Annotated in this window: 24 protein-coding genes; all 24 read left to right on the top strand. The window is 40.7% G+C overall.

What is annotated here, in order from left to right:
* The first annotated feature begins 187 nt into the window (after positions 1–187).
* Entirely contained in the window at positions 188–625 is a 438-nt protein-coding gene (locus R0K30_RS14600; RefSeq protein WP_410611434.1) for a hypothetical protein, read from the top strand.
* Positions 622–1,161, top strand: coding sequence for an ERCC4 domain-containing protein (locus R0K30_RS14595; RefSeq protein WP_065098269.1), 540 nt, complete (start codon positions 622–624; stop codon positions 1,159–1,161). The genes R0K30_RS14600 and R0K30_RS14595 overlap by 4 nt, the downstream gene beginning before the upstream one ends.
* On the top strand, positions 1,158–1,346 hold the full coding sequence (gene fbpA / locus R0K30_RS14590; RefSeq protein ID WP_410611431.1) for a Fur-regulated basic protein FbpA: 189 nt from the start codon (positions 1,158–1,160) through the stop codon (positions 1,344–1,346). Before R0K30_RS14595 ends, fbpA begins: the two co-directional genes overlap by 4 nt.
* On the top strand, positions 1,327–1,842 hold the full coding sequence (locus R0K30_RS14585) for a putative metallopeptidase (RefSeq protein ID WP_410611429.1): 516 nt from the start codon (positions 1,327–1,329) through the stop codon (positions 1,840–1,842). The genes fbpA and R0K30_RS14585 overlap by 20 nt, the downstream gene beginning before the upstream one ends.
* Before the next feature lie 91 nt (positions 1,843–1,933).
* Positions 1,934–2,125, top strand: a complete 192-nt coding sequence (locus R0K30_RS14580) for an XtrA/YqaO family protein (RefSeq protein WP_410611427.1) — start codon at positions 1,934–1,936, stop codon at positions 2,123–2,125.
* 106 nt (positions 2,126–2,231) lie between these two features.
* On the top strand, positions 2,232–2,378 hold the full coding sequence (locus R0K30_RS14575) for a hypothetical protein (protein WP_410611425.1): 147 nt from the start codon (positions 2,232–2,234) through the stop codon (positions 2,376–2,378).
* 16 nt (positions 2,379–2,394) lie between these two features.
* Positions 2,395–2,829: an ArpU family phage packaging/lysis transcriptional regulator gene (locus R0K30_RS14570; protein ID WP_217012928.1), complete on the top strand. Its 435-nt coding sequence runs from the start codon at positions 2,395–2,397 to the stop codon at positions 2,827–2,829.
* Between the two features lie 202 nt (positions 2,830–3,031).
* Positions 3,032–3,232, top strand: a complete 201-nt coding sequence (locus R0K30_RS14565; protein WP_410611423.1) for a hypothetical protein — start codon at positions 3,032–3,034, stop codon at positions 3,230–3,232.
* On the top strand, positions 3,219–3,497 hold the full coding sequence (locus tag R0K30_RS14560) for a hypothetical protein (RefSeq protein ID WP_410611421.1): 279 nt from the start codon (positions 3,219–3,221) through the stop codon (positions 3,495–3,497). Before R0K30_RS14565 ends, R0K30_RS14560 begins: the two co-directional genes overlap by 14 nt.
* A 152-nt stretch (positions 3,498–3,649) precedes the next feature.
* Positions 3,650–3,874: an HNH endonuclease gene (locus R0K30_RS14555; protein WP_345742877.1), complete on the top strand. Its 225-nt coding sequence runs from the start codon at positions 3,650–3,652 to the stop codon at positions 3,872–3,874.
* A 67-nt stretch (positions 3,875–3,941) separates the two neighbouring features.
* A complete protein-coding gene (locus R0K30_RS14550) occupies positions 3,942–4,352 on the top strand; it encodes a P27 family phage terminase small subunit (protein WP_410611419.1) in 411 nt (136 codons plus the stop codon).
* Positions 4,352–6,106, top strand: coding sequence for a terminase large subunit (locus R0K30_RS14545; RefSeq protein WP_410611417.1), 1,755 nt, complete (start codon positions 4,352–4,354; stop codon positions 6,104–6,106). Before R0K30_RS14550 ends, R0K30_RS14545 begins: the two co-directional genes overlap by 1 nt.
* 11 nt (positions 6,107–6,117) lie before the next feature.
* Positions 6,118–7,296: a phage portal protein gene (locus tag R0K30_RS14540; protein WP_282066996.1), complete on the top strand. Its 1,179-nt coding sequence runs from the start codon at positions 6,118–6,120 to the stop codon at positions 7,294–7,296.
* Positions 7,289–7,876, top strand: coding sequence for an HK97 family phage prohead protease (locus tag R0K30_RS14535; RefSeq protein WP_410611414.1), 588 nt, complete (start codon positions 7,289–7,291; stop codon positions 7,874–7,876). Before R0K30_RS14540 ends, R0K30_RS14535 begins: the two co-directional genes overlap by 8 nt.
* Positions 7,876–9,144 (top strand): phage major capsid protein, encoded by a 1,269-nt coding sequence (locus R0K30_RS14530; RefSeq protein WP_410611412.1) that lies wholly within the window; start codon positions 7,876–7,878, stop codon positions 9,142–9,144. The genes R0K30_RS14535 and R0K30_RS14530 overlap by 1 nt, the downstream gene beginning before the upstream one ends.
* Positions 9,122–9,388, top strand: coding sequence for a head-tail connector protein (locus R0K30_RS14525; RefSeq protein WP_117731979.1), 267 nt, complete (start codon positions 9,122–9,124; stop codon positions 9,386–9,388). Before R0K30_RS14530 ends, R0K30_RS14525 begins: the two co-directional genes overlap by 23 nt.
* Positions 9,378–9,740 carry a phage head closure protein gene (locus R0K30_RS14520; protein ID WP_410611409.1) on the top strand — a complete coding sequence of 121 codons (363 nt, stop codon included), beginning with the start codon at positions 9,378–9,380 and terminating at the stop codon, positions 9,738–9,740. Before R0K30_RS14525 ends, R0K30_RS14520 begins: the two co-directional genes overlap by 11 nt.
* Entirely contained in the window at positions 9,709–10,119 is a 411-nt protein-coding gene (locus R0K30_RS14515; protein ID WP_410611407.1) for an HK97-gp10 family putative phage morphogenesis protein, read from the top strand. Before R0K30_RS14520 ends, R0K30_RS14515 begins: the two co-directional genes overlap by 32 nt.
* 2 nt (positions 10,120–10,121) lie before the next feature.
* Positions 10,122–10,490 (top strand): tail completion protein gp17, encoded by a 369-nt coding sequence (gene gp17 / locus R0K30_RS14510; RefSeq protein ID WP_410611405.1) that lies wholly within the window; start codon positions 10,122–10,124, stop codon positions 10,488–10,490.
* 13 nt (positions 10,491–10,503) lie between these two features.
* Positions 10,504–11,124: a major tail protein gene (locus tag R0K30_RS14505; protein WP_282066990.1), complete on the top strand. Its 621-nt coding sequence runs from the start codon at positions 10,504–10,506 to the stop codon at positions 11,122–11,124.
* On the top strand, positions 11,124–11,495 hold the full coding sequence (gpG, locus tag R0K30_RS14500; protein WP_075621672.1) for a phage tail assembly chaperone G: 372 nt from the start codon (positions 11,124–11,126) through the stop codon (positions 11,493–11,495). Before R0K30_RS14505 ends, gpG begins: the two co-directional genes overlap by 1 nt.
* A 209-nt stretch (positions 11,496–11,704) precedes the next feature.
* On the top strand, positions 11,705–15,928 hold the full coding sequence (locus R0K30_RS14495; RefSeq protein ID WP_410611402.1) for a phage tail tape measure protein: 4,224 nt from the start codon (positions 11,705–11,707) through the stop codon (positions 15,926–15,928).
* Positions 15,928–16,752: a phage tail domain-containing protein gene (locus R0K30_RS14490; RefSeq protein ID WP_410611400.1), complete on the top strand. Its 825-nt coding sequence runs from the start codon at positions 15,928–15,930 to the stop codon at positions 16,750–16,752. The genes R0K30_RS14495 and R0K30_RS14490 overlap by 1 nt, the downstream gene beginning before the upstream one ends.
* A gap of 2 nt (positions 16,753–16,754) precedes the next feature.
* Positions 16,755–18,635: a phage tail spike protein gene (locus tag R0K30_RS14485; RefSeq protein WP_410611398.1), complete on the top strand. Its 1,881-nt coding sequence runs from the start codon at positions 16,755–16,757 to the stop codon at positions 18,633–18,635.
* Positions 18,636–18,641: the final 6 nt, after the last annotated feature.

Genomic DNA, 18,641 nt, shown 5'->3' with positions numbered 1-18,641 from the left:
TTACTTAAATCCTCTGTTCCATGTACTGAAAATAAATAAATAAAAATAAATATATATATATTCTATATAGCTTTATATATGAAAATGAGTAACAAAAGTAACAAAAAGAGCTCGATCCCTTGGGAGAGTAAGGGAGAGACGTGTTACTTAAAAAGTAACAAAAGTAACAGCAAGGCGGGTGATTATTTTGCATCCAAAACAAATTTGTGCTGACATAGAAACGTTGGGCGCTCGTTTGGTTCTCGATGGTAACGATCTTTATATTGAGAACCCCGAAAACGTCTATCAAGAACTTGTGGAATTTGTCCAGTCTTACAAGAAACGAATTATTCGATATTTGAAAGGCGAATACTCGGATCAAGAACATAATGTGAAGCAAACAATAGATAAAATCATTAATTATTACATGGGCATTGCTCAAGACTTAAATACAAAAATAGATGACTGGTTCAATCATGATTGGGATGCGGCGTTAAAAGTCTCGAGATTGCTTGTTTTATTTTGGGAGAACGGATGGAGAGACCTTGACACTTCCGTTTCAAATTTTGAAAGTGAGGAAACGGACAAACTCTCTTTAGAAATTTATGAAAGGGCCATGTCTTATTTTAAGGGGAACAAATCATGACTATTATTCACTACAACTATTCAGACACAGAGTTAAAAGAAATTTTAGGCAGCATGATCATTATTGTGGATACGAGAGAACAGAAGAATCAACATGTTCTTGACTATCTTCGTAAAAAGAATGTATCCATCAAATTCAAAGCCATGAAGACGGGCGACTATTCCGCAATGATCCCAAAAAATGAGGCATACGGGATCAATAGAGATATGTATTTAAACGCTGCTATCGAAAGGAAAAACGGAGTTGATGAGCTTGTTCAATCTATTAAGGACCGTTCCAGGTTTGAAAATGAATTGATTCGAGCATCAAAAAACCCTTTCACACTTCTTGTGGAAGACCTGGAAGGGTATCAAAAGATCCTCAACGGAAAATATCGTTCAAAATATGAACCGAAATCGTTGCTAGGCAGCTTGAAAACATTTGAGGTTCGTTACAATTTCTCAACGGTTTTTATTAATCCAAGTGCGACCGGAAACTATATCTATCATCATTTTCATTACATGGCCCGTGAATTACTAAAGGGGGGCTTAATGTGAATGAATTAATGAAGGCCCTTTATATTGAGCGAAAAAAGGATGAAATAAAAGCGCAGCTGCTTAAAATGGGATATTTTAAAACGCCTGATGGTCGGCAGTTGTATGAGCTATCACTAGATGAATTAGACGGAATATTCAAAAAATGGTTGAAAGGGGAAAATAAAAATGGCGTTTGTAGGTTTTGAAGAATCACACGAGGTGCGGCAGCTGGCTAAAAGTTTAATTGATGAACACCACCCACATTTAAAAGATGCGATTGGGCACATTGGGTTTTATATTCGAGAAGGAAGCAGCAAATGGGCGGGGAAAGCGAAAAAATGCACGGCCTTTGAACGCCATATGACCGATTACATGCTTTTCGTATTTGTAAATAAGGAAGCCTGGAAGGCAATGAACAAGAAACAGCGTGCCGCCCTGGTCGATCATGAACTTTGTCATTTTACACGTACCAAAACGGAAGAACCTGACCCGAAAGATGTGAGGAATTGGATCACTGTGTACGGGCCCGCCGATGATCCTGACAGTTGGGGAATAAGAGAGCATGATGTTGAGGAATTTTCCGAAATCATTGAACGTCATGGTCTTTGGGATACGGGTATTGAATCATTTGCCGCAGTTGTGCGGGAGGCTGATCACCAAATGAATATTGATGATATAAACCGTATAACAAGGGTGAAGTAAATGAGGAATCGGCTACTAATCTTTTATATCGTATTCGGATCAATTTCAGTTTTAGCATTCATGAATGTAAATTAAGGAGGCAAGGAAAGACTTGAGATTACAAGACATTCCAAGTAAAATTATAGATATTGAGACTTTCACAAGAAAAGGACCTATTGTTCTCGTTATATCTGATGGTAAAGCGAGATTTTCACCGCTGCCGTCGCACGGGGAAACAAAGATCGTTACACATGACAATAAGGTAACTCGTGTTAACTTCAACGAAGGCGAGCTATTCAAATAAATCGTTCTACCGGAAAGCCGGGGGACACTGATCATGACAGCATAAGCGCTGTGTGGTTGGTGTCCCTTTTTTATATTCAGAAAAGAAGAACATGAGGTGTAAATCTATGTCTAAAAAAAGAACTGACGTACCTGAGAACAAAAGTGCTCAAAATCGTACGCAGAAGCTTTCATATGAAGAGATAAAGGAACTCATGGGTATTTACCGCCCAACATATAAAAGAAGCCGTGGCGGGGTATTAAAAAGCGAATAAAGGGGGAGGGTATTTTATGTTAGGTGAACCGCCTGTAATAGATAAAAAAGAAACGAGAAAAAGAGTTGAAAGTATACTAGACAATTATCGTTTGTATCTTCTCCAGGTCCCGGACGATATGCTGCCTAAAATAACGGCAGGATTTAGTATCGTTCCTCCAGCTGTGACAAATGCTTTTCATTCATCTACAGAGAGTACGGCCATGAAACGAATTGAGTGGGAACAGAAACGAAATGCATATCTTGAAAGAGTGCAAAAGGCTGTCAACCGTCTCCCGGCTTATGAAAGACAGATCATTATAAAACGTTACATGCAGCAAGAACCTGTTTTCGATTACCAGGTATATAATGAAATTGGCATGAGTGAAAGATCGTATACACGTTTGAAAGGAAAGACATTCCTAGACCTGGCGTATGCGCTCAATGAAGTTGTATTTAAAGCACCCGTTTAGAGGTGTTTTTTTATTTTGGCGTATTTTTGGCACAATTTTGGCGTAAAAGTGGCGTATTTTTGGCGTAAAGTTGGCGCAGCATAACTGAAAAAAGGTTGTAATATTGTATTATACGATAAATTGATAGGGCGGCTTCCATTGCGGAGGGCGCTTTTTTATATAGGTACCAAACAATTATCAGGAGGTAAAGGAGAGTGTGGCGATGTCATTTACAAAACCAACAAGTTTGAGTTTTGCAAAGTTATCTGATGATGTGAAAGATAAAAAAGAGCGAGATTTTCAAAGAAATCTACGTTTAGGAATCCTAACTCTGAATGAAGTTAGAGCGCATTATGGATTGAAATCCATTGGAGAGAAAGGAAGAAGCATTTATAAGGGAGGCAAGAACAATGAAGCCAATTAAAGAAACGTCAGAGGGTCACATCATGTGGGATGAAAAGGATCAGAAGGTTGTGTTTGTCCCGAGACATCAAATGAATGGATCAATTCAAGAAGATGAATCGCCTGTGATTGAAGAAACAGAACAGGAACATGAAGACGAAACGTCGCTTGATGATCTTACAAAAGAAGAACTCATGAATCTTGCTGCAGAACGAGGCATTGAAGTAAAGCCAGCAATGAACAAACCAACGATCATTGAATTATTAAGCGCAGCTGATGAAGAGTGAGATATTGCATTCATGATGGATGCCGAAATCTCTTAGAGCCTGGAAGATATTATTGTGACGACCACCGGAAGAAGAGGAAGCCGAAAGGAAAGAAACGTAATGCCTTTCAATCAGTCAACAAGTCTTTTTATAGATCGGATGCCTGGCAGTCTATGAGGCAGTTCATATATGAGAGAGATAAAGGCAAATGTACAAATTGTAAAAAATTTGTCTTCGGTAAGTCTGCTCACGTTCACCATATCGAACCAATTTCAAAAAGTCCTGAATTGAAACTTGAGGAAACAAACCTCACTCTTCTTTGCAACAAGTGCCACGCAGAGGAAGAGAACAAAATGAGCAAAGCCCCCCCTTCAATCTTCGAAAAATACTTTGGCTAGGGGACAGGGTAGGGGGAGGCTTGCGTGTAAAAAGACAAAATTTTCGAAGGGGGGTAAGGGCTAAAAAATGGAAATGGATGATAAAAAAGCACGGGCAGCGCAAACAAGAAAATTGAACAAAATTCGTAAAGATGAACATGAGAAAATCGTCGGTCTTTTAAAAGCGATTGGTACATATTCAACATCCCTTACGCCTCTTATCGAAACTTATTTAGATGCTTATGTTGTTTATACAGTGATGTATGAAGAATGGCGTAACGACGGGTTTCAGGCCACAATCATGTATATAAATAAAGCTGGCCACGAAAACGAAATGAAGCACCCTTTAGCTCAACAGGTTGCCGACTGGAATAGTAAGATAAGCAAGCTCTTAGAGTTGCTAGGATTGACACCGAAGTTGCAAAAAATGGTCAACGGTTCTACACCAAAAAGCAATGACAAAATACAAGCATTTGCGCAGAAATGGGCTAAAAAATAGTGATTGAACCGGGCGTAAACTACGCTGATATATATGCAAAACAGGTGTTAAGCAACAAAAAAGAACATTGTAAGGCGGTCATCAAAGCCGTTGAGCGTTATTTGAGGTGGAAAAAGCGAAAAGATATTTGGTTAGATGTGGACGCTGCTAATAGAGCAATGGATTTCATTGAAACCTTCTGTAAACATTCCAAAGGTGAACTAGCTGGGAAGCCGTTAACATTGGAATTGTGGCAAAAATTTATATATACAAACATCTATGGATTTTATACGAAAGATGAAAAAGGCCGTGAAGTCAGAGCGGTTAGAACTGCATATGTTCAAGTGCCGAGGAAAAACGGGAAAACGGTTTTAGCGAGTGGGTCAGGCACTTATGCATTATATGGTGATGGTGAACTAGGGGCGGAATGTTATACAGCTGCAACGGATTCAGACCAAGCCAATATCGCTGCGCAGCAAATAGCATCTACAATCATAAATAGCCCAGACCTAGATGCTGTCACTCAAATTTATAAAGGGCAAAAAGGAAAGATAAATGCGATTTGGTACCGTTTTTCAATTGATGGTGTGGAATATGCGAACTGCCTTGTTCCCTTATCCAAAAATACTAAAGGTCTTGATGGAAAGGGCCCTCATTTTGTTCTTTTAGACGAAGTACACGCCCAGGACAATGCGGACATGTATGACATTCTTAAATCAGGAATGGGATCACGCTTGCAACCACTTATGTTCATTATTTCTACAGCTGGAAAAGGGACAACGTCTGTAGGTTTGCAAATTTATGAGTACGCAAAAGGGTTGTTAAATTCAACAAAAGAGGATGACGAAGACACTTCTTATTTTACATTCATTACGGAGCCTGACAAGGGTGATAAATGGGATGATCGCAAGGTTTGGAAGAAAGTAAATCCGAACTGGGGAGTGAGTGTCCAGCCTTCTTTCTTGGAAAGTGAATTTAAAAACGCTCAACAAAGCGCCGAGCGGAAAGATGAATTTTTAGCTAAATACTTAAACATTTTTGTAAGAAGCACAGGCGCTTATTTTGATAAAGATATTGTCGGAAAAATGATACTTGATGATAACGGGGAAATCATACGTGACATAGGCGATTATTCCGGCTCCGAGGTTGTCTTGGGGCTGGACTTGTCAAAAACAACTGATTTGACTTGTGTGTCAATTAATATACCAACGCACGATGATTCCGGCCGTTCAAGACTTGTGGTCAAACAAATGTATTTTATTCCCGATCACAATATTGAAGGGCGTGAAAAGACTGAAAACATACCTTATCGGCAAATGGCCGAAAAAGGTTTTTTGACGTTTTGTCCAGGAAGGTCCATTGATTATGACATGGTCATTCGTTACATGATTGAATGTGCGCAAATGTACGATGTCATTCAAGTGAACTATGATCCGGCGCTATCTGAAAAAATCATTGAGTCGTTAGAGGCAGAGGGTTTTACATGTGTAGAAGTTAAACAATATGGAGCCGTTTTAAATAGCCCGTGGGATGATGCAGAAGTATTGATGTATGAAGAGAGAATTAAAACAGACAATCCACTATTTATCTATTGTATTGAGAACGTGGTGGCCGAAAAGAATTACCAGGGCTTAAAACGGCCATCGAAGAAACAGAGCAAGAATAAGATTGACGGCTTTTCGGCTTTCCTTACAGCACATAAGGAAACAATGATGATGATGGAAGATTACAACAGCGATGAATATGAATCGATGCTAGATGAATTATACCGTTAGGGGGTGAATGCGTGGGAATTGTTCAAAGAATTAAACAGCTTTTTTCATCAAAAAGGAGTGTTGATCTATTCAACAATTCTTTTTTTAATTTTGGGACATACGTGAATGATGACAACATCCTTAGTTCGAGTGATACTTATTATCTTTTGAAATTAATAAGTGATCAAGTGGCGCTTGCTAATTTCATTGTGGAAGATGAGACAGGCAAAGACATATACACGGGCCAGGCTGCAAAAGTTTTGAAACAGCTAAACAACCCGAATGACTATTTAACTTCTTATGAATTTAAAAAGCTGCTAGTCAATGTATATCTTCTTAGAGGTGAAGTGTTCCTTTTTCATGAAGGTGCGCAGCTGCACATCTTAGACAATGTTTATGCTGAAATGACGAATTACGGATATGAAAAATATTCGCTAGGCGGTCAAGGCATTCCAAGATACATGATTAGACATATAAAAAACATCGGTGTGAACCATTTGAAAGGTGTCGGCTTGCTTGATTTAGCCCGAGAAACACTAGAAGGTGTTATGAATGCTGAAAAGGCATTGACCGACAAATATAAAAAAGGTGGATTAATGGCGTTTTTGCTCAAGCTTGAGGCGCACTTATCACCTACGAATGGGAATCAAAATAAAACAGTCAAAAAGATTCTTGATCAACTTGAAGACATTAAGGATTCAGGAAAAACAAAACTCATTCCGTTAGGTAAAGGTTATGAAATAGAGGCCCTTGAGTCTCCTGTGGATGATGAAAAAATCCTGAAATATCTTAGTATCTACAAAAAAGATTTAGGGAAATACTTTGGCCTTGATAAAGAGCTGCTAGATAAATTAGAAGAGAAAGATATGGAGCAAGCTATGATGAAATTATTCACCAGCTGCTTGAAGCCAATTTTTAAAAACATTGAAGAGCATTTGACGGCGTTACTACTTGGAGAAGATAGCGGCTTGAAAATTAAATTTCGTCACGATTTACTGGATTTTGTAGGCATTAAAACAAAAACAGAGATCGCATACAACTTAGTTCGAACTATGATCGCCACGCCGGACGATGCCCGTAAAATGCTTGGGTGGGACCCTCTCAACACAGAAGAGTCCTCTAAACTTTATGTAAGTAAAGATTTGGTCGGGATTGATCGTCTTCATGAGGAAGCGGCAAACGCTTTGAAAGGTGGTGAGGATGATGGGTAAAGAAAAACGCACATTTTCAATAAAAGGGCTTGAGGTTCGAGAGTCCGGCGAAGAAGCAGCACCGTCCAAAATTGTTGGATATGGTGCTGTTTTTGATAGTCCGGCAGATATTGCAGGATGCTTCACGGAAATTATTTCACCAGGAACATTTAAAAAGGCGCTTGATTCAAATTCAGACGTACGGGCCTTATTTAATCATAATTGGGATTGTGTTCTAGGCCGAGTGAAGAGCGGCACCTTGATGCTTGAGGAAGATGAGAGGGGCCTTAGATTTGAAGTGACACCACCTGAAACAATCTGGGTGGAAGACCTTAAAAAAAGCATGAAGCGTGGCGACATTGATCAATGCAGTTTTGGTTTTATAGTCACAAAAGACGAATGGGATTACGAAGCAGAGCCAGCAGTGAGAACAATCAAAGAAGTCGAACTTTATGAGATTAGTGTCGTGTCTCTTCCTGCTTATGAAGATACAGAAGCCGCAGTAAGATCGGGCGACATTCTAAAGCGAGCAAAAGAAGAGCGTGAACAATCAAAAAAGAAACAAGCAATTGTAAATAAAATAATGGAGGTTTTACAATAATGAACATCAAAAAAATCCTTGAAAACCGCAAAAAGCAAATTGAAAAAAGAATGACGGAAATTCGTGAAACAATCGAAGGGGAAGGCGCTGCGGATACTACTCTTGAAGAATTACAAGCCGAAGTTGATGAGCTTGCTGCGGAGCTTGCTGAAATCAAAAAAGAACTTGATAAGTCAGATGACAATAAAGATGGCGGGGCAGGCGACACCACCCAAACAAATGAAGAAGGCCGCAGCGCAACATCTAACAAAGAGCAGGAAAAACGTTCTGCCCTTGCTGATTCTATTCTGTCTTCTCTTTCTTCAAGATCACGAACAGAAGCAAAAGAAGGAGAAGTAAGAAAGGGTTTTGCGCAATTTGTAGCGGGTCAAATTTCTGCTTCTGAAGCAAGAGCGATGGGTCTGAAAACAAACGGTAATGATATTTTTGTTCCTGATGTCCTGGCTTCCGAAATTCTAACGTATGCACAAGAAGAAAACCCATTAAGAAAACACGGTACAGTGTATAGAACAACAGGTACACAAGGCTTTCCAATCTTAATTAAAAAGTCGAAAGCTAATCGACACAAGGACGAACGAGGCAAGAATGAGCCTATTCCTGAAACAGATATCTCTTTCGAAGAGTATGCTCTTAATCCATCTGAAACGGATGCGCTAGTTCTTGTCACGAAAAAATTACTAGCACGCACTGATCTTCCTATTGAACAAGTTATCATTGACGATCTCAAAAAAGCCTATGTGGAAGAAGAGGCAAGTTTCTTTTTCAATGGTGCTGATAATCCAGGTTCATTGTTCAAGAAAGCGGTGAAGTTCACAACAACAGAAACTGATCCTTATAATCGTTTTGTCAGATTAAAAAATACATTGCCGACAGCTATTTTGAAGCAAGCTAGATGGATGACAAACAGAGCGGGCTTAACCCTCATCGAAACATTAAAAGACAAAGAAGGCCGCCCGTTACTGCGTGAAACAGGCATTGAAGGTAAATTTGGTGAAGCGGTTCTTAATTTCCCTGTGGAAGTTTCTGATTATGTCGATGGTGACAATCCTGAAATCCCACGTTTCTTCTTCGGTGACTTCTCAAAATTCCGTGTGCAAGATGTTATCGGATCAATGGAAGTGACAAAGTTGACTGAAAGATATTCAGATACAAACCATATCGGTCTTAAAATTTGGAATCTGAATGACGGTCAATTGGTTCAATCACCTCTTGAGCCTGCTATTTTCCACATGGAGTTGAACCCAGATGGCTCAACACCGACTGAATGATCAATTAAAAGAGCATTTACGGCTTGATGACGGGGAAGAAGATACTTCCCTGTCTTTTTATTTAACAGCTGCTACAAATTACGTCAGGAATGCTACAGGTGGCGAAGATGACTATTTGATTGTGCTTCTTGCCGGCATACTGTTTGAGTATCGTGTCGAAAAGAACATTGATCAAGCATTGAACGCATTATCACCATTTATTATCCAAGCGGATATGGCAAGGGGTGAAGAAGATGGCACATAATCCAGGAAGGCGACGCCATAAAATTCATATTCAACACAGCGTGCCTGGTCGGAATCCTGAAACAATGAAACCTGTTCAAGAATGGGTGACGCATCGGATGGCTTGGGCTGAAATTCTACAGCCAAAAGGAAATTGGGTCATCCAAGCAGCAGCACAAGGACAACAAAACACGGTCTTTTTCCGCATAAGGCACAAAGAAACAACCGATCAAACCGGGACTATGCGTGTCCTTTTTTCGGGGAAAACGTACAGAATTAAATCAATCATGCCTGATCTCCAATATAAGGAGTTAATGGTGATTGAATGTGTGGGGTGGGATCATGAGAATCACAGCACAAGCGGAGGGAATTGATGAGGCAATTCGACGGCTTCAAGAGGTTGGGGCGAATTTAAAAAAAGCACAACCGAAAGCCTTGAGAGCTGGCGCCAAGATTCTTGCAGAACAAATGAAAAAAGAAGTAAACGTTTCTGATATTGACCATGTTCATATTAAGGATGACATCAAAGTGAGACAAACACCAAAAAAAGAGCGTGTTTATGCTGATGCGGTTTCATATGATGTGGGACCTGGGAAAGAAACCGCCTGGCGTGCAAGATTCCACCATGAGGGCTATGTCGCCAAGAACGGCCGTTTTGTGAAGGGGAATCCCTTTGGAACACGGGCTTATCGGATTAAAAAAGATGCGATCAATCAAGCCGTATTAAAGGAACTGCAAAAAGGAGCAACATGATCATGATTGATTTTCAACCAATTGTGACAAAACATTTGTTAGATGATCCGGCCATTCAATCAATGACGAGTGGAAGAGTTTTCGCAGGAGACTTCCCACTTGAATTTAAAGCGGAATTCCCACATATCCTGGTTGCTGAAATGGACAATGTAGATGTCGAATACACCGACAACAAGGCAACACATTCAGAGATCGACATACAAGTAAATATTTGGATTCAAGCGAGCGAAAGCATATCGGCTATTCAACAAGCCGTAGATCAAAAAATGAAAGCCCTGGGATGCAAAAGAATCACGGTTTCTTCTTTCAACGAAATAGAAAAAAATGCTTTCAGAAGAGCTTTTTTATATAGAACAATTGTGAAACATTAAAGGAGGAAAAAGCATGTCAGTCATTGTAGGTTTAGAAAACCTTGTTTATGCCGATTTAACCGAAAACGGAAAGTCTTTTGAATATGGAGAGGTAAAACCCTTTGCGCCACTATGTGCAGCAAAAGTAGACACTAGCACAGACTCATCAACGGTTTATGCTGATAATGGCCCTATCATTGTGCTTTCATCTACAGGTGAAACAAAAGTGACAATTGAAACAACTGAAATCCCGCAGGATGTATTGGCGCACATTACCGGTCAAAAGATTGTAGATGGTGTTATTGCATGGAAACAAGACGCTATCCCGCCATATATTGCATTGGGCTTCACGGGAACGAAAGAAGACGGCAATGTTCGTCATGTGTGGTTAGTCAAAGGCCGTTTCTCGATTCCATCCACTGATTGGAAGACAAAAGAGGACAAGCCGGAAGCACAAAAAGAAAGTATTGAAGGTACTTTTGTACAACGAAGTGATAAAGTTTTCAAAATCACAGGAGACAGCAGCGTAAAAGGTTATGAAAAATATCGTGAAAAATTCTTTGATGAGGTATTTGATATTACGCAGCTGGAAGAAACAAGCGGTGGTACTACTTCTAAAGTAGATACAACTAAATCTAGTGGAGGTGCTGCTTAATGTCGAAGCCGTTAGAAATCACGCTGCGTATTGATCAAAATGATCAAACATTTTATCAAGAATTTGTGTCTTTAAAATATAAACGCAAGGCCCTTGAAATTGAACTGGATGCCAAAAAAGAAGACATTGATCCGGGAGACATTGAAGCCCGGCAACTTAATCTAATTTGGGAAGTGTTCGGAAAACAGTTCACGAAAAAGCAGCTTGATGAAGGTTTAAACGCCATTGGGTTCCGTGATGTTTTATACGATATTATCGGGGTTGGGCTTTTAGGCTATCCATCCAGGGAAGAAATTGAAGCGAGAGAGTCGGAAAACGACCTGGGAAAGCTAGTGGAAAAGCTGATGAAAGAGCAAATGGAACAAAACTGATCACGCTTGAAAAAGCGTACGAGAATATTAAAACGCAATATTTGCAGCTAATGCGTCAAGGGTGGTCCGTCCCTCAAATTGATGAGATGGATTACCCTTTTTATATTGAGCTACTTGAACACTTACCAAAAATGGAAAGTGAAATCAAGGAAGAAGAAAGCAAACCGAAAGTCGTGCCTATAGATAAAGTGTTTTAAGGAGGGGAGAGCATGGCAGCCAGTGAAGTGACAAATATGATTATGCGTTTAGGCTTTGACGATGGCGGGACATCTGCGGGCATTGAAAATATAGCAGAAAAAATGGCCCTTGTTAGAAGTAGCATGAAGGCTACTGCTTCCCAATTTGGACACTTTGGGGACGAGTCGGAAAAACTTAGACGCAAACAAGAAGACCTTTCACAGCTTTATGAATTACAAGGAAGCAAGATCGAGCAGTTAAAGAAAAAGTATGAAGTGTTAGCCAGGGAAAAAGGTGAAAATTCAAAAGAAGCCTTACAGCTTGCGACAGTAATCAATAGAGAAGTAACCAACCATAATCAGCTTGAGCGTGCTCTTCGATCAACTACCTTACAAATAAATACACAAAATTCAGCTTGGACAAGAGCCGGAAACAGCTTGCAAGAATATGGTGAACGTCTTCAATCAACTGGAAACAAGATGTCAACAATCGGAAAAGTGGGTTTTGCCGCAATTACGGCACCTGTTAGCGCACTTGGCGTGATGGCTGTTAAATCTGCGGCCGATGTTGAAAAGGCACAAGGGAAGATTGCTGCTTCCCTCAACTTAACCAAGAAAGAAGCAGCCGAGGTAAACAAGGTCACAAGAGAGATGTGGCTATCTGGCTTCGGTGAGTCGATGGAGGAAGTAAATCAAGGTGTCATTGATACACGTAAAAACCTTCAAAACCTCAAAGGGGATCAACTTGAATTAGCAACTAAAAGAGCAAACATTTTAAAAGATGTGTTTGAGTACGAGATCCCGGAAAGTACAAGAGCGGCAAAAGCACTCATGGATAATTACGGTGTGGACGTGGCGAAATCATTTGATTTTATCACAGTAGCCGCACAAAAAGGCGGGGATTATTCCAACGAGCTTCTTGATACTGTGAGTGAATATTCATCCCAGTTTAGTTCAGCTGGTATTTCCATTGAAGGCATGTTTAACATCATGTTGCAAGGTGCTAAAAATGGTGCTTGGAACATGGATAAAGTTGGTGACGCAGTAAAAGAGTTTAATATTCGTGCGCAGGACGGTTCAAAAAGTACCGTTAACGCATTTAAAGATATTGGCCTTGATGCTGAAAAGATGGGGACAGCCATTGCAGAAGGTGGAGAAAAAGGACAAAAAGCATTCATGGCAACTGTTTCAGCGATTGCGGCCGTAAAAGACCCACTCGACAGGGATGCGGCGGGTGTCGCTCTTTTCGGTACCATGTGGGAGGATTTACGGGGGAAAGTCGTGACATCCTTAGACCCGACAAAAGACATGCTCGGGCAGGTGGAAGGCGCCACAGAAAAAGCAGGAAAAGCGATAAAGGATAATTTCAATGATCGTGCTGTTATGGCCTTCCGCAAATTGATGTCAAACCTTTTGCCGATTGGTGAAATTTTGCTAGAAAAAATCGAGCCGGCACTAGATAAAGCTGGCGATGCGGTTGATCGTTTCACAAAATGGTTTCAAGGCTTAACACCTTCAATGCAAAATACCATCGTCATTGCTGGTTTATTGGCTGCTGCTTTTCCTCCTGTTATCATTGCCCTGGGTTTGGTTGTTTCCAGCATAGGGACCGTTACGGGAGCATTAGGCAGGGGGGCGGTTGCGTTTGGCCGTTATCGGGCAGAAGCAGCACTTGCAAGAACATCCACGTCACAACTTGCCGCCGCAAATACTGCCGCAGCTGCACAAATGAATATCAGTAATGCAGCAGTGACAAGGAACACAAGGGGCCTTCGTGGTTTACGTGGAGCGTCAGGCCTTGCCGGTACTGCGATGATGTCTTTTGGAGGTAAATGGGGCTCATTGTTAGGCGTTGCAACGATGTTCGCACCGGAGATCGCAAAAGGCGCACAATCTTTATTTAATTTCAGAGGAGGCGCACGAGTCGCTACGACTGCTACATCTAGTCTAGGAACCGGGACAGCTCAAACAGCCGGGAGATTTGCTGGATTTGGCGCAAAGGCGCTAGGTGTGGTTAAAAGTCTTGGGAATGTTGCCCGAGTGGCAAGCGTTGCAAGGGTGGGGATGTCTGCATTCGGCGGCCCGGTCGGTTTAGCTGTGACGGGTGTGTCTTTATTAGCAGAAGGCGGTTATAAACTATATAAGCATTTAAAAGAAGAGCAAATCCCAGCCCTTGAGGACTTCGGGGAAAAGGTTTCTGAAAGCACTACGAAATCAGTGCTCGGTTATAAAAAATTAAATGATCAAGCAACCGCACAATTAAATCAATTGAATTGGTCAGGCAAAAAGGTTTCAAAAGAAACAGCTGATAACATCGTGAAAAATTTCAATACAATGGGTGATCAGATAAAACAAAGCATTGAAACGAAAGGGAATCAAAGTTTTGAATCACTTAGAAAATTCATGGCCGGCAGCAAAAGCCTTTCTCAAAAAGAACAGGAAGCCATTTTAAACAATGTTAAAAAGAAACAGAATGAGCAAGTAAAATCCGTGAGTGATGGCGAAGCGAAAATAAAAGCGATCTTAACCCAAGCAAGTTCAGAGAAAAGAAACCTTACTCAAAAAGAAAAAACAACGATTAATAACATTCAAAAAAGCATGATGACAACAGCCGTTAAAACAATGAGTAAAAGCGAAGTCGAACAAAAGGCCATTATGAGTAAATTACAAACCGAATCTAAAAGTATCACGGCGAGACAAGCAGCGGACACCATTAAAAACAGCATCAAAGCAAAGGAAGGCGCAGTGAAAGAGGCTGATGATAAATATAATAAAACGGTTGCTGCCGTTGTCCGTGAACGTGATGAAACGGGGTCAATTAGTAAGAAACAGGCCGACAAGCTCATAAAAGAGGCGAAAAGGCAGCGTGACGATTCTGTTTCCGCAGCAAAGGACATGCATAAAAAAGTTGTCAAAGAAGCGAGAAAACAAGCAGGGGATCACGCTGATGAAATCAATACCGAAACCGGAGAAGTGAAAAACGGTTGGGAAAAAATGATGGATATTGTTAATAATGCTTGGAATTGGATTCAAGGTCTCTTCGGTGGAGGAGATAAGAAAAAGAAAAAATCTAACCCACCAAAGCTAGGCACTGACGGCAAGGGCAAGTATTTAGAAAACCGAGCTTATGAAAAAGGCACACCAGCAACAGGGCACCCGGGCGGGCTTGCTGTTACGAGTGAAAAGGGTCGAGAATTAATTCATGAGCCAGGAGTCGGAACTTATGTTTCAGGAAATTCCGGCCCAGAGCTGCGCTATTTAAGAAAAGGGTCATCCGTTCTACCAAACAGAGAAACGGAACGTGTGTTAAAGCGGCATGGGATGCCTGGATATGAAAATGGTGTAGGAGACTATTTTGATTGGATCATGAAAGGACCGAAATTCCTTTGGAATAAGGCTACTGAAAAATTCGGTTTGAATGATGGTTTACTCCCTTCGTGGTTCACGAATGTGAGCGGCAGCCCGGTAGAAGCCATTGCAAAACTTGCATTCAGTGGTGTTGATTCTCTCATAGGTTCCATTGGTTCTTTCTTTGGTGGTGGTAATGCTACTGAAAACGTGAAAAGATGGGTGGCTCAAACCATTTCAATTGCGGGTATATCTCCTTCTTTCGCAGGAGCTTTACAGACAATTGCGATGAAGGAATCAGGAGGAAACCCGACCGTCGTTAACAATTGGGATAGCAACGCAAAAGCGGGGCACCCGTCACAAGGGCTTATGCAGTTTATCCCTTCTACATTTGCAGCGCACGCAAAAAAAGGGTTCACAGATATAAGAAATCCTGTTCATCAAATACTAGCTGCGATAAATTATCTCAACAGTCGTTACGGAGGGATCAATAGACACCCTGGTCTTGTGAATATGAGTAAAGGCGGGAAATATATTGGCTACGCAGCGGGCGGCGTTTCCCCTGGCGCAGGAGGCACCAAACTAGCTGCGCTAAATGAAAGAGGATATGACGAACATATCATTACAACAGACCCGTCATATCGTGAAAGGAGCCTAGCAATTTGGGCCCGTGCTGGCGCTGAATTAGGTGTCAATCCACAGTCTGCACCAAGCGGGATGAATTTGGAGCCGATGACATCAAGACAAGATACAACAAACGCATTATTACAAGAACAAAACGAGCTTTTACGTGAAATTGTCAGCACTGGCGGTGTCATCAAGGTTGGAGAAAAAACATTTGCAAAAGTCATGAATAAAATCGGTATGAAGCAGCTTCAAGATAAAGCGGTATTGATGGGGGGATGGTGATGGAATTTGATCTTATTATTGACGGGGAGCGTTTAAATGATGTCTTCCCCAATGTCTTTCTAACATCCTTTGAACCCGAAGCGCCGTCATTCGATAGAAAAAACTTTACAAATTCGAGCCGGCACGGCATTCAGACGCAAAGAAAGAGTCGTTTTACACGTTTGAAAGAAAGAAAAATACTTGTTGATCTTACAATAGACGCAGCAAACGCAGAACATTTTTATCTAGTAAGATCGGAAGTATATGAATATCTTGGCCGGCCCGATCCATACGAAATCATATGTACGTTTCGGCCTGAAAGAAAATGGCTTGTTGTGTGTGATGACGCATATACCATTGGTCAGGAGCAGGGGAAAACGGGTGGAACTTTTACAATCACGCTTACGGCCATTGAAGGGTGTTCACAGTCGGTGCATGATAGCCGATCACCACAGGAATTGCAAAGTGAGAGATTCATGGGAAGAAATTTTGAACGTTATAGAGAGCAGCCTTTTCGATTTAAAGAAAGGGCTTTTTCTGTTTATAACTATGGTGATGTGAGATTGTCGCCTATTGATCATGAGTATACAGTCAATATGTTTTTGGCTGGTTCAGACATAAAAATTGAGAACAAAACAACAGGCGAATCTATTACATTAGTAGGCACTCAATCAAAAAACAATTTGTTGAACGTGATAAAGCAGTATGTTTTTAAAGGTTCGCAAGCTGTGGAAAGAAGAGGTCGTTTTCCTGAACTCGTGCCAGGCAAGAATGACTTTGTGATTTTGGGTGCAACTTATATCGACATTGAATTTATTACTCATTTTTACTACAAAGGAGGGTAGGCATGAATCAGCTATTTGTCCAGGATAAAGGAACAAAACAAGAATATGAAATAGTGAACAGCAGCCCCCGCCTAACGGATGGAACTGATGGCAAAAAAACAATGGAATTACAGATTGAAGCGGGTTTTACTGATCCCGTATCTTTTGAGGCATTGGTCGGCAGAAACCTTCTAATTGTGGATGAAAAGGTACACAAGCGGCAAAAATACGTTATCCGAAATTTTTCAAAAACTCAAGATGGTGATGTACTGTCTAAAAGTGTTTCAGCTACTCATATTTATGCTTTTTTGCTATCAAAAAACAGAGTAGATGAGGTTATTCAAGGCGAATTAACACTTGAACAGGCGTTTGCTCATGCCTTGAAAGGGAGTAAATTCACGTTCAAAATTATGGATGATGCGAAAGGCATCAAACCTGTCAAAAATGAAGGGTTTGGTGATGCATTTTCTATTGAACTGATAGACACGATTATTTCAAATTATAAAATTGAGCTTGATGTAAATAATTACGAGATTTATATACACAAGAAAATAGGAAAGAAAATCAATAAAACGCTTGATACTAGAGCGAATATAAACGGTCTTACTGTCACTATTTCGGAAGACAATACGGCCACACGGGGCAGAGGCTTCGGCAAGCAAAAAGAAGAAAAAGACACGATAAGTGAAAGCGCTATGGGTTATGAGAGCAAAACCGGTACGTGGTCTTATGACGATGCTTTGAAAGCTGATTTTACGAATAAGCCTGGCGCCACTTTTACTTTTTCTTTCACTGGGACCGGATTCCGATTTGTTACCTTAACTTCAAAATTAGGCGGTAAATGGGAATTTAAGATTGATGACGATAAGACGAAAACGATCAGCGTTTATAAAGATCAATCACCTAAAAAAGAAACGATAGAAGTCATTAGAGGTCTTGAACATAAAAAACATAAAGTCATTGCTACATTCAAAGGAAAAGACAGCAAAAATCCCAATACAAAAGGGAAGAAGACAGCGGCCCCAATCATGTATCTATTGAGAGACAACGTCATTGAAACATATCGGGAATATAAAAATGAAAATGAAAAATATGTATTCGAGCCGGTCCTTTTCGTTCATCCAAACGAGAAGGATTTTTTAATTGACGGACAGCCCACATGGGCCGAGCCAATTAAAGATGATGCCGTTACAAAGGCAGAAGATATGAACACTCTTTTGAAAGAAAAAGTCAATCCATTCCCGGAAGTGACCGTGGCAATTGATTTTGAGGAATTTGAAGTTGAAGAGCTAAAAGGGTTAGAGGATGAACTCAACAAGGGTGACACGCTGCATGTTATAGCCGATACAACTGAACATGGTATCACGTTTGAAGATGATGTAAGAGCCGTCAGCATGACTTATAACCCGTTAGACTTGACTGAAAAACCTGATGTGACTTTTACCAATGTACAGAAGGATATGTTTGATTTGCAGCTTGAAGACAGGCGAAGAATCAGAAACCAAGAGCGCTATATCAAGGAACAAAAAAATAGTTTATTGGCTCAAATTCAAGCAGCAAAAAACGAATTGTCCGATCTAATTGAAAAAGGAAAAACAGGTAGCCCGCAAAATGCGGGTTTTAGTTTGGTCTTTAAAGGTGGATCGTGGGGTTCTTCTGCTGGTGATGTGTATATAGACGGAAGCGATTTAATATTTGAAACACCTGAAAATTATGAAATGGTTTATGCGACTGTAGACGGCTCGTCGCTGCTTAAACAGAACGGGATCACGCCTTCAATCGACTATGAAGACAATCAAACTGATACATTCATCATTTCCTTTTTTCAGAGTGGAAAAAAAATAAAGCCGGATCAAGTGCCCGATACTTCAAAAATATCGGTTGGTATTGTCGGCTATTCATAAGAAGGT

The sequence above is a fragment of the Bacillus sp. SIMBA_154 genome (assembly GCF_046536015.1).
GTDB classification, from domain to species: Bacteria; Bacillota; Bacilli; order Bacillales; family Bacillaceae; genus Bacillus; species Bacillus pumilus_P.
The sequence above is the reverse complement of the archived record's forward strand: the minus strand, read 5'-3'. Positions and strand labels throughout refer to the sequence as shown.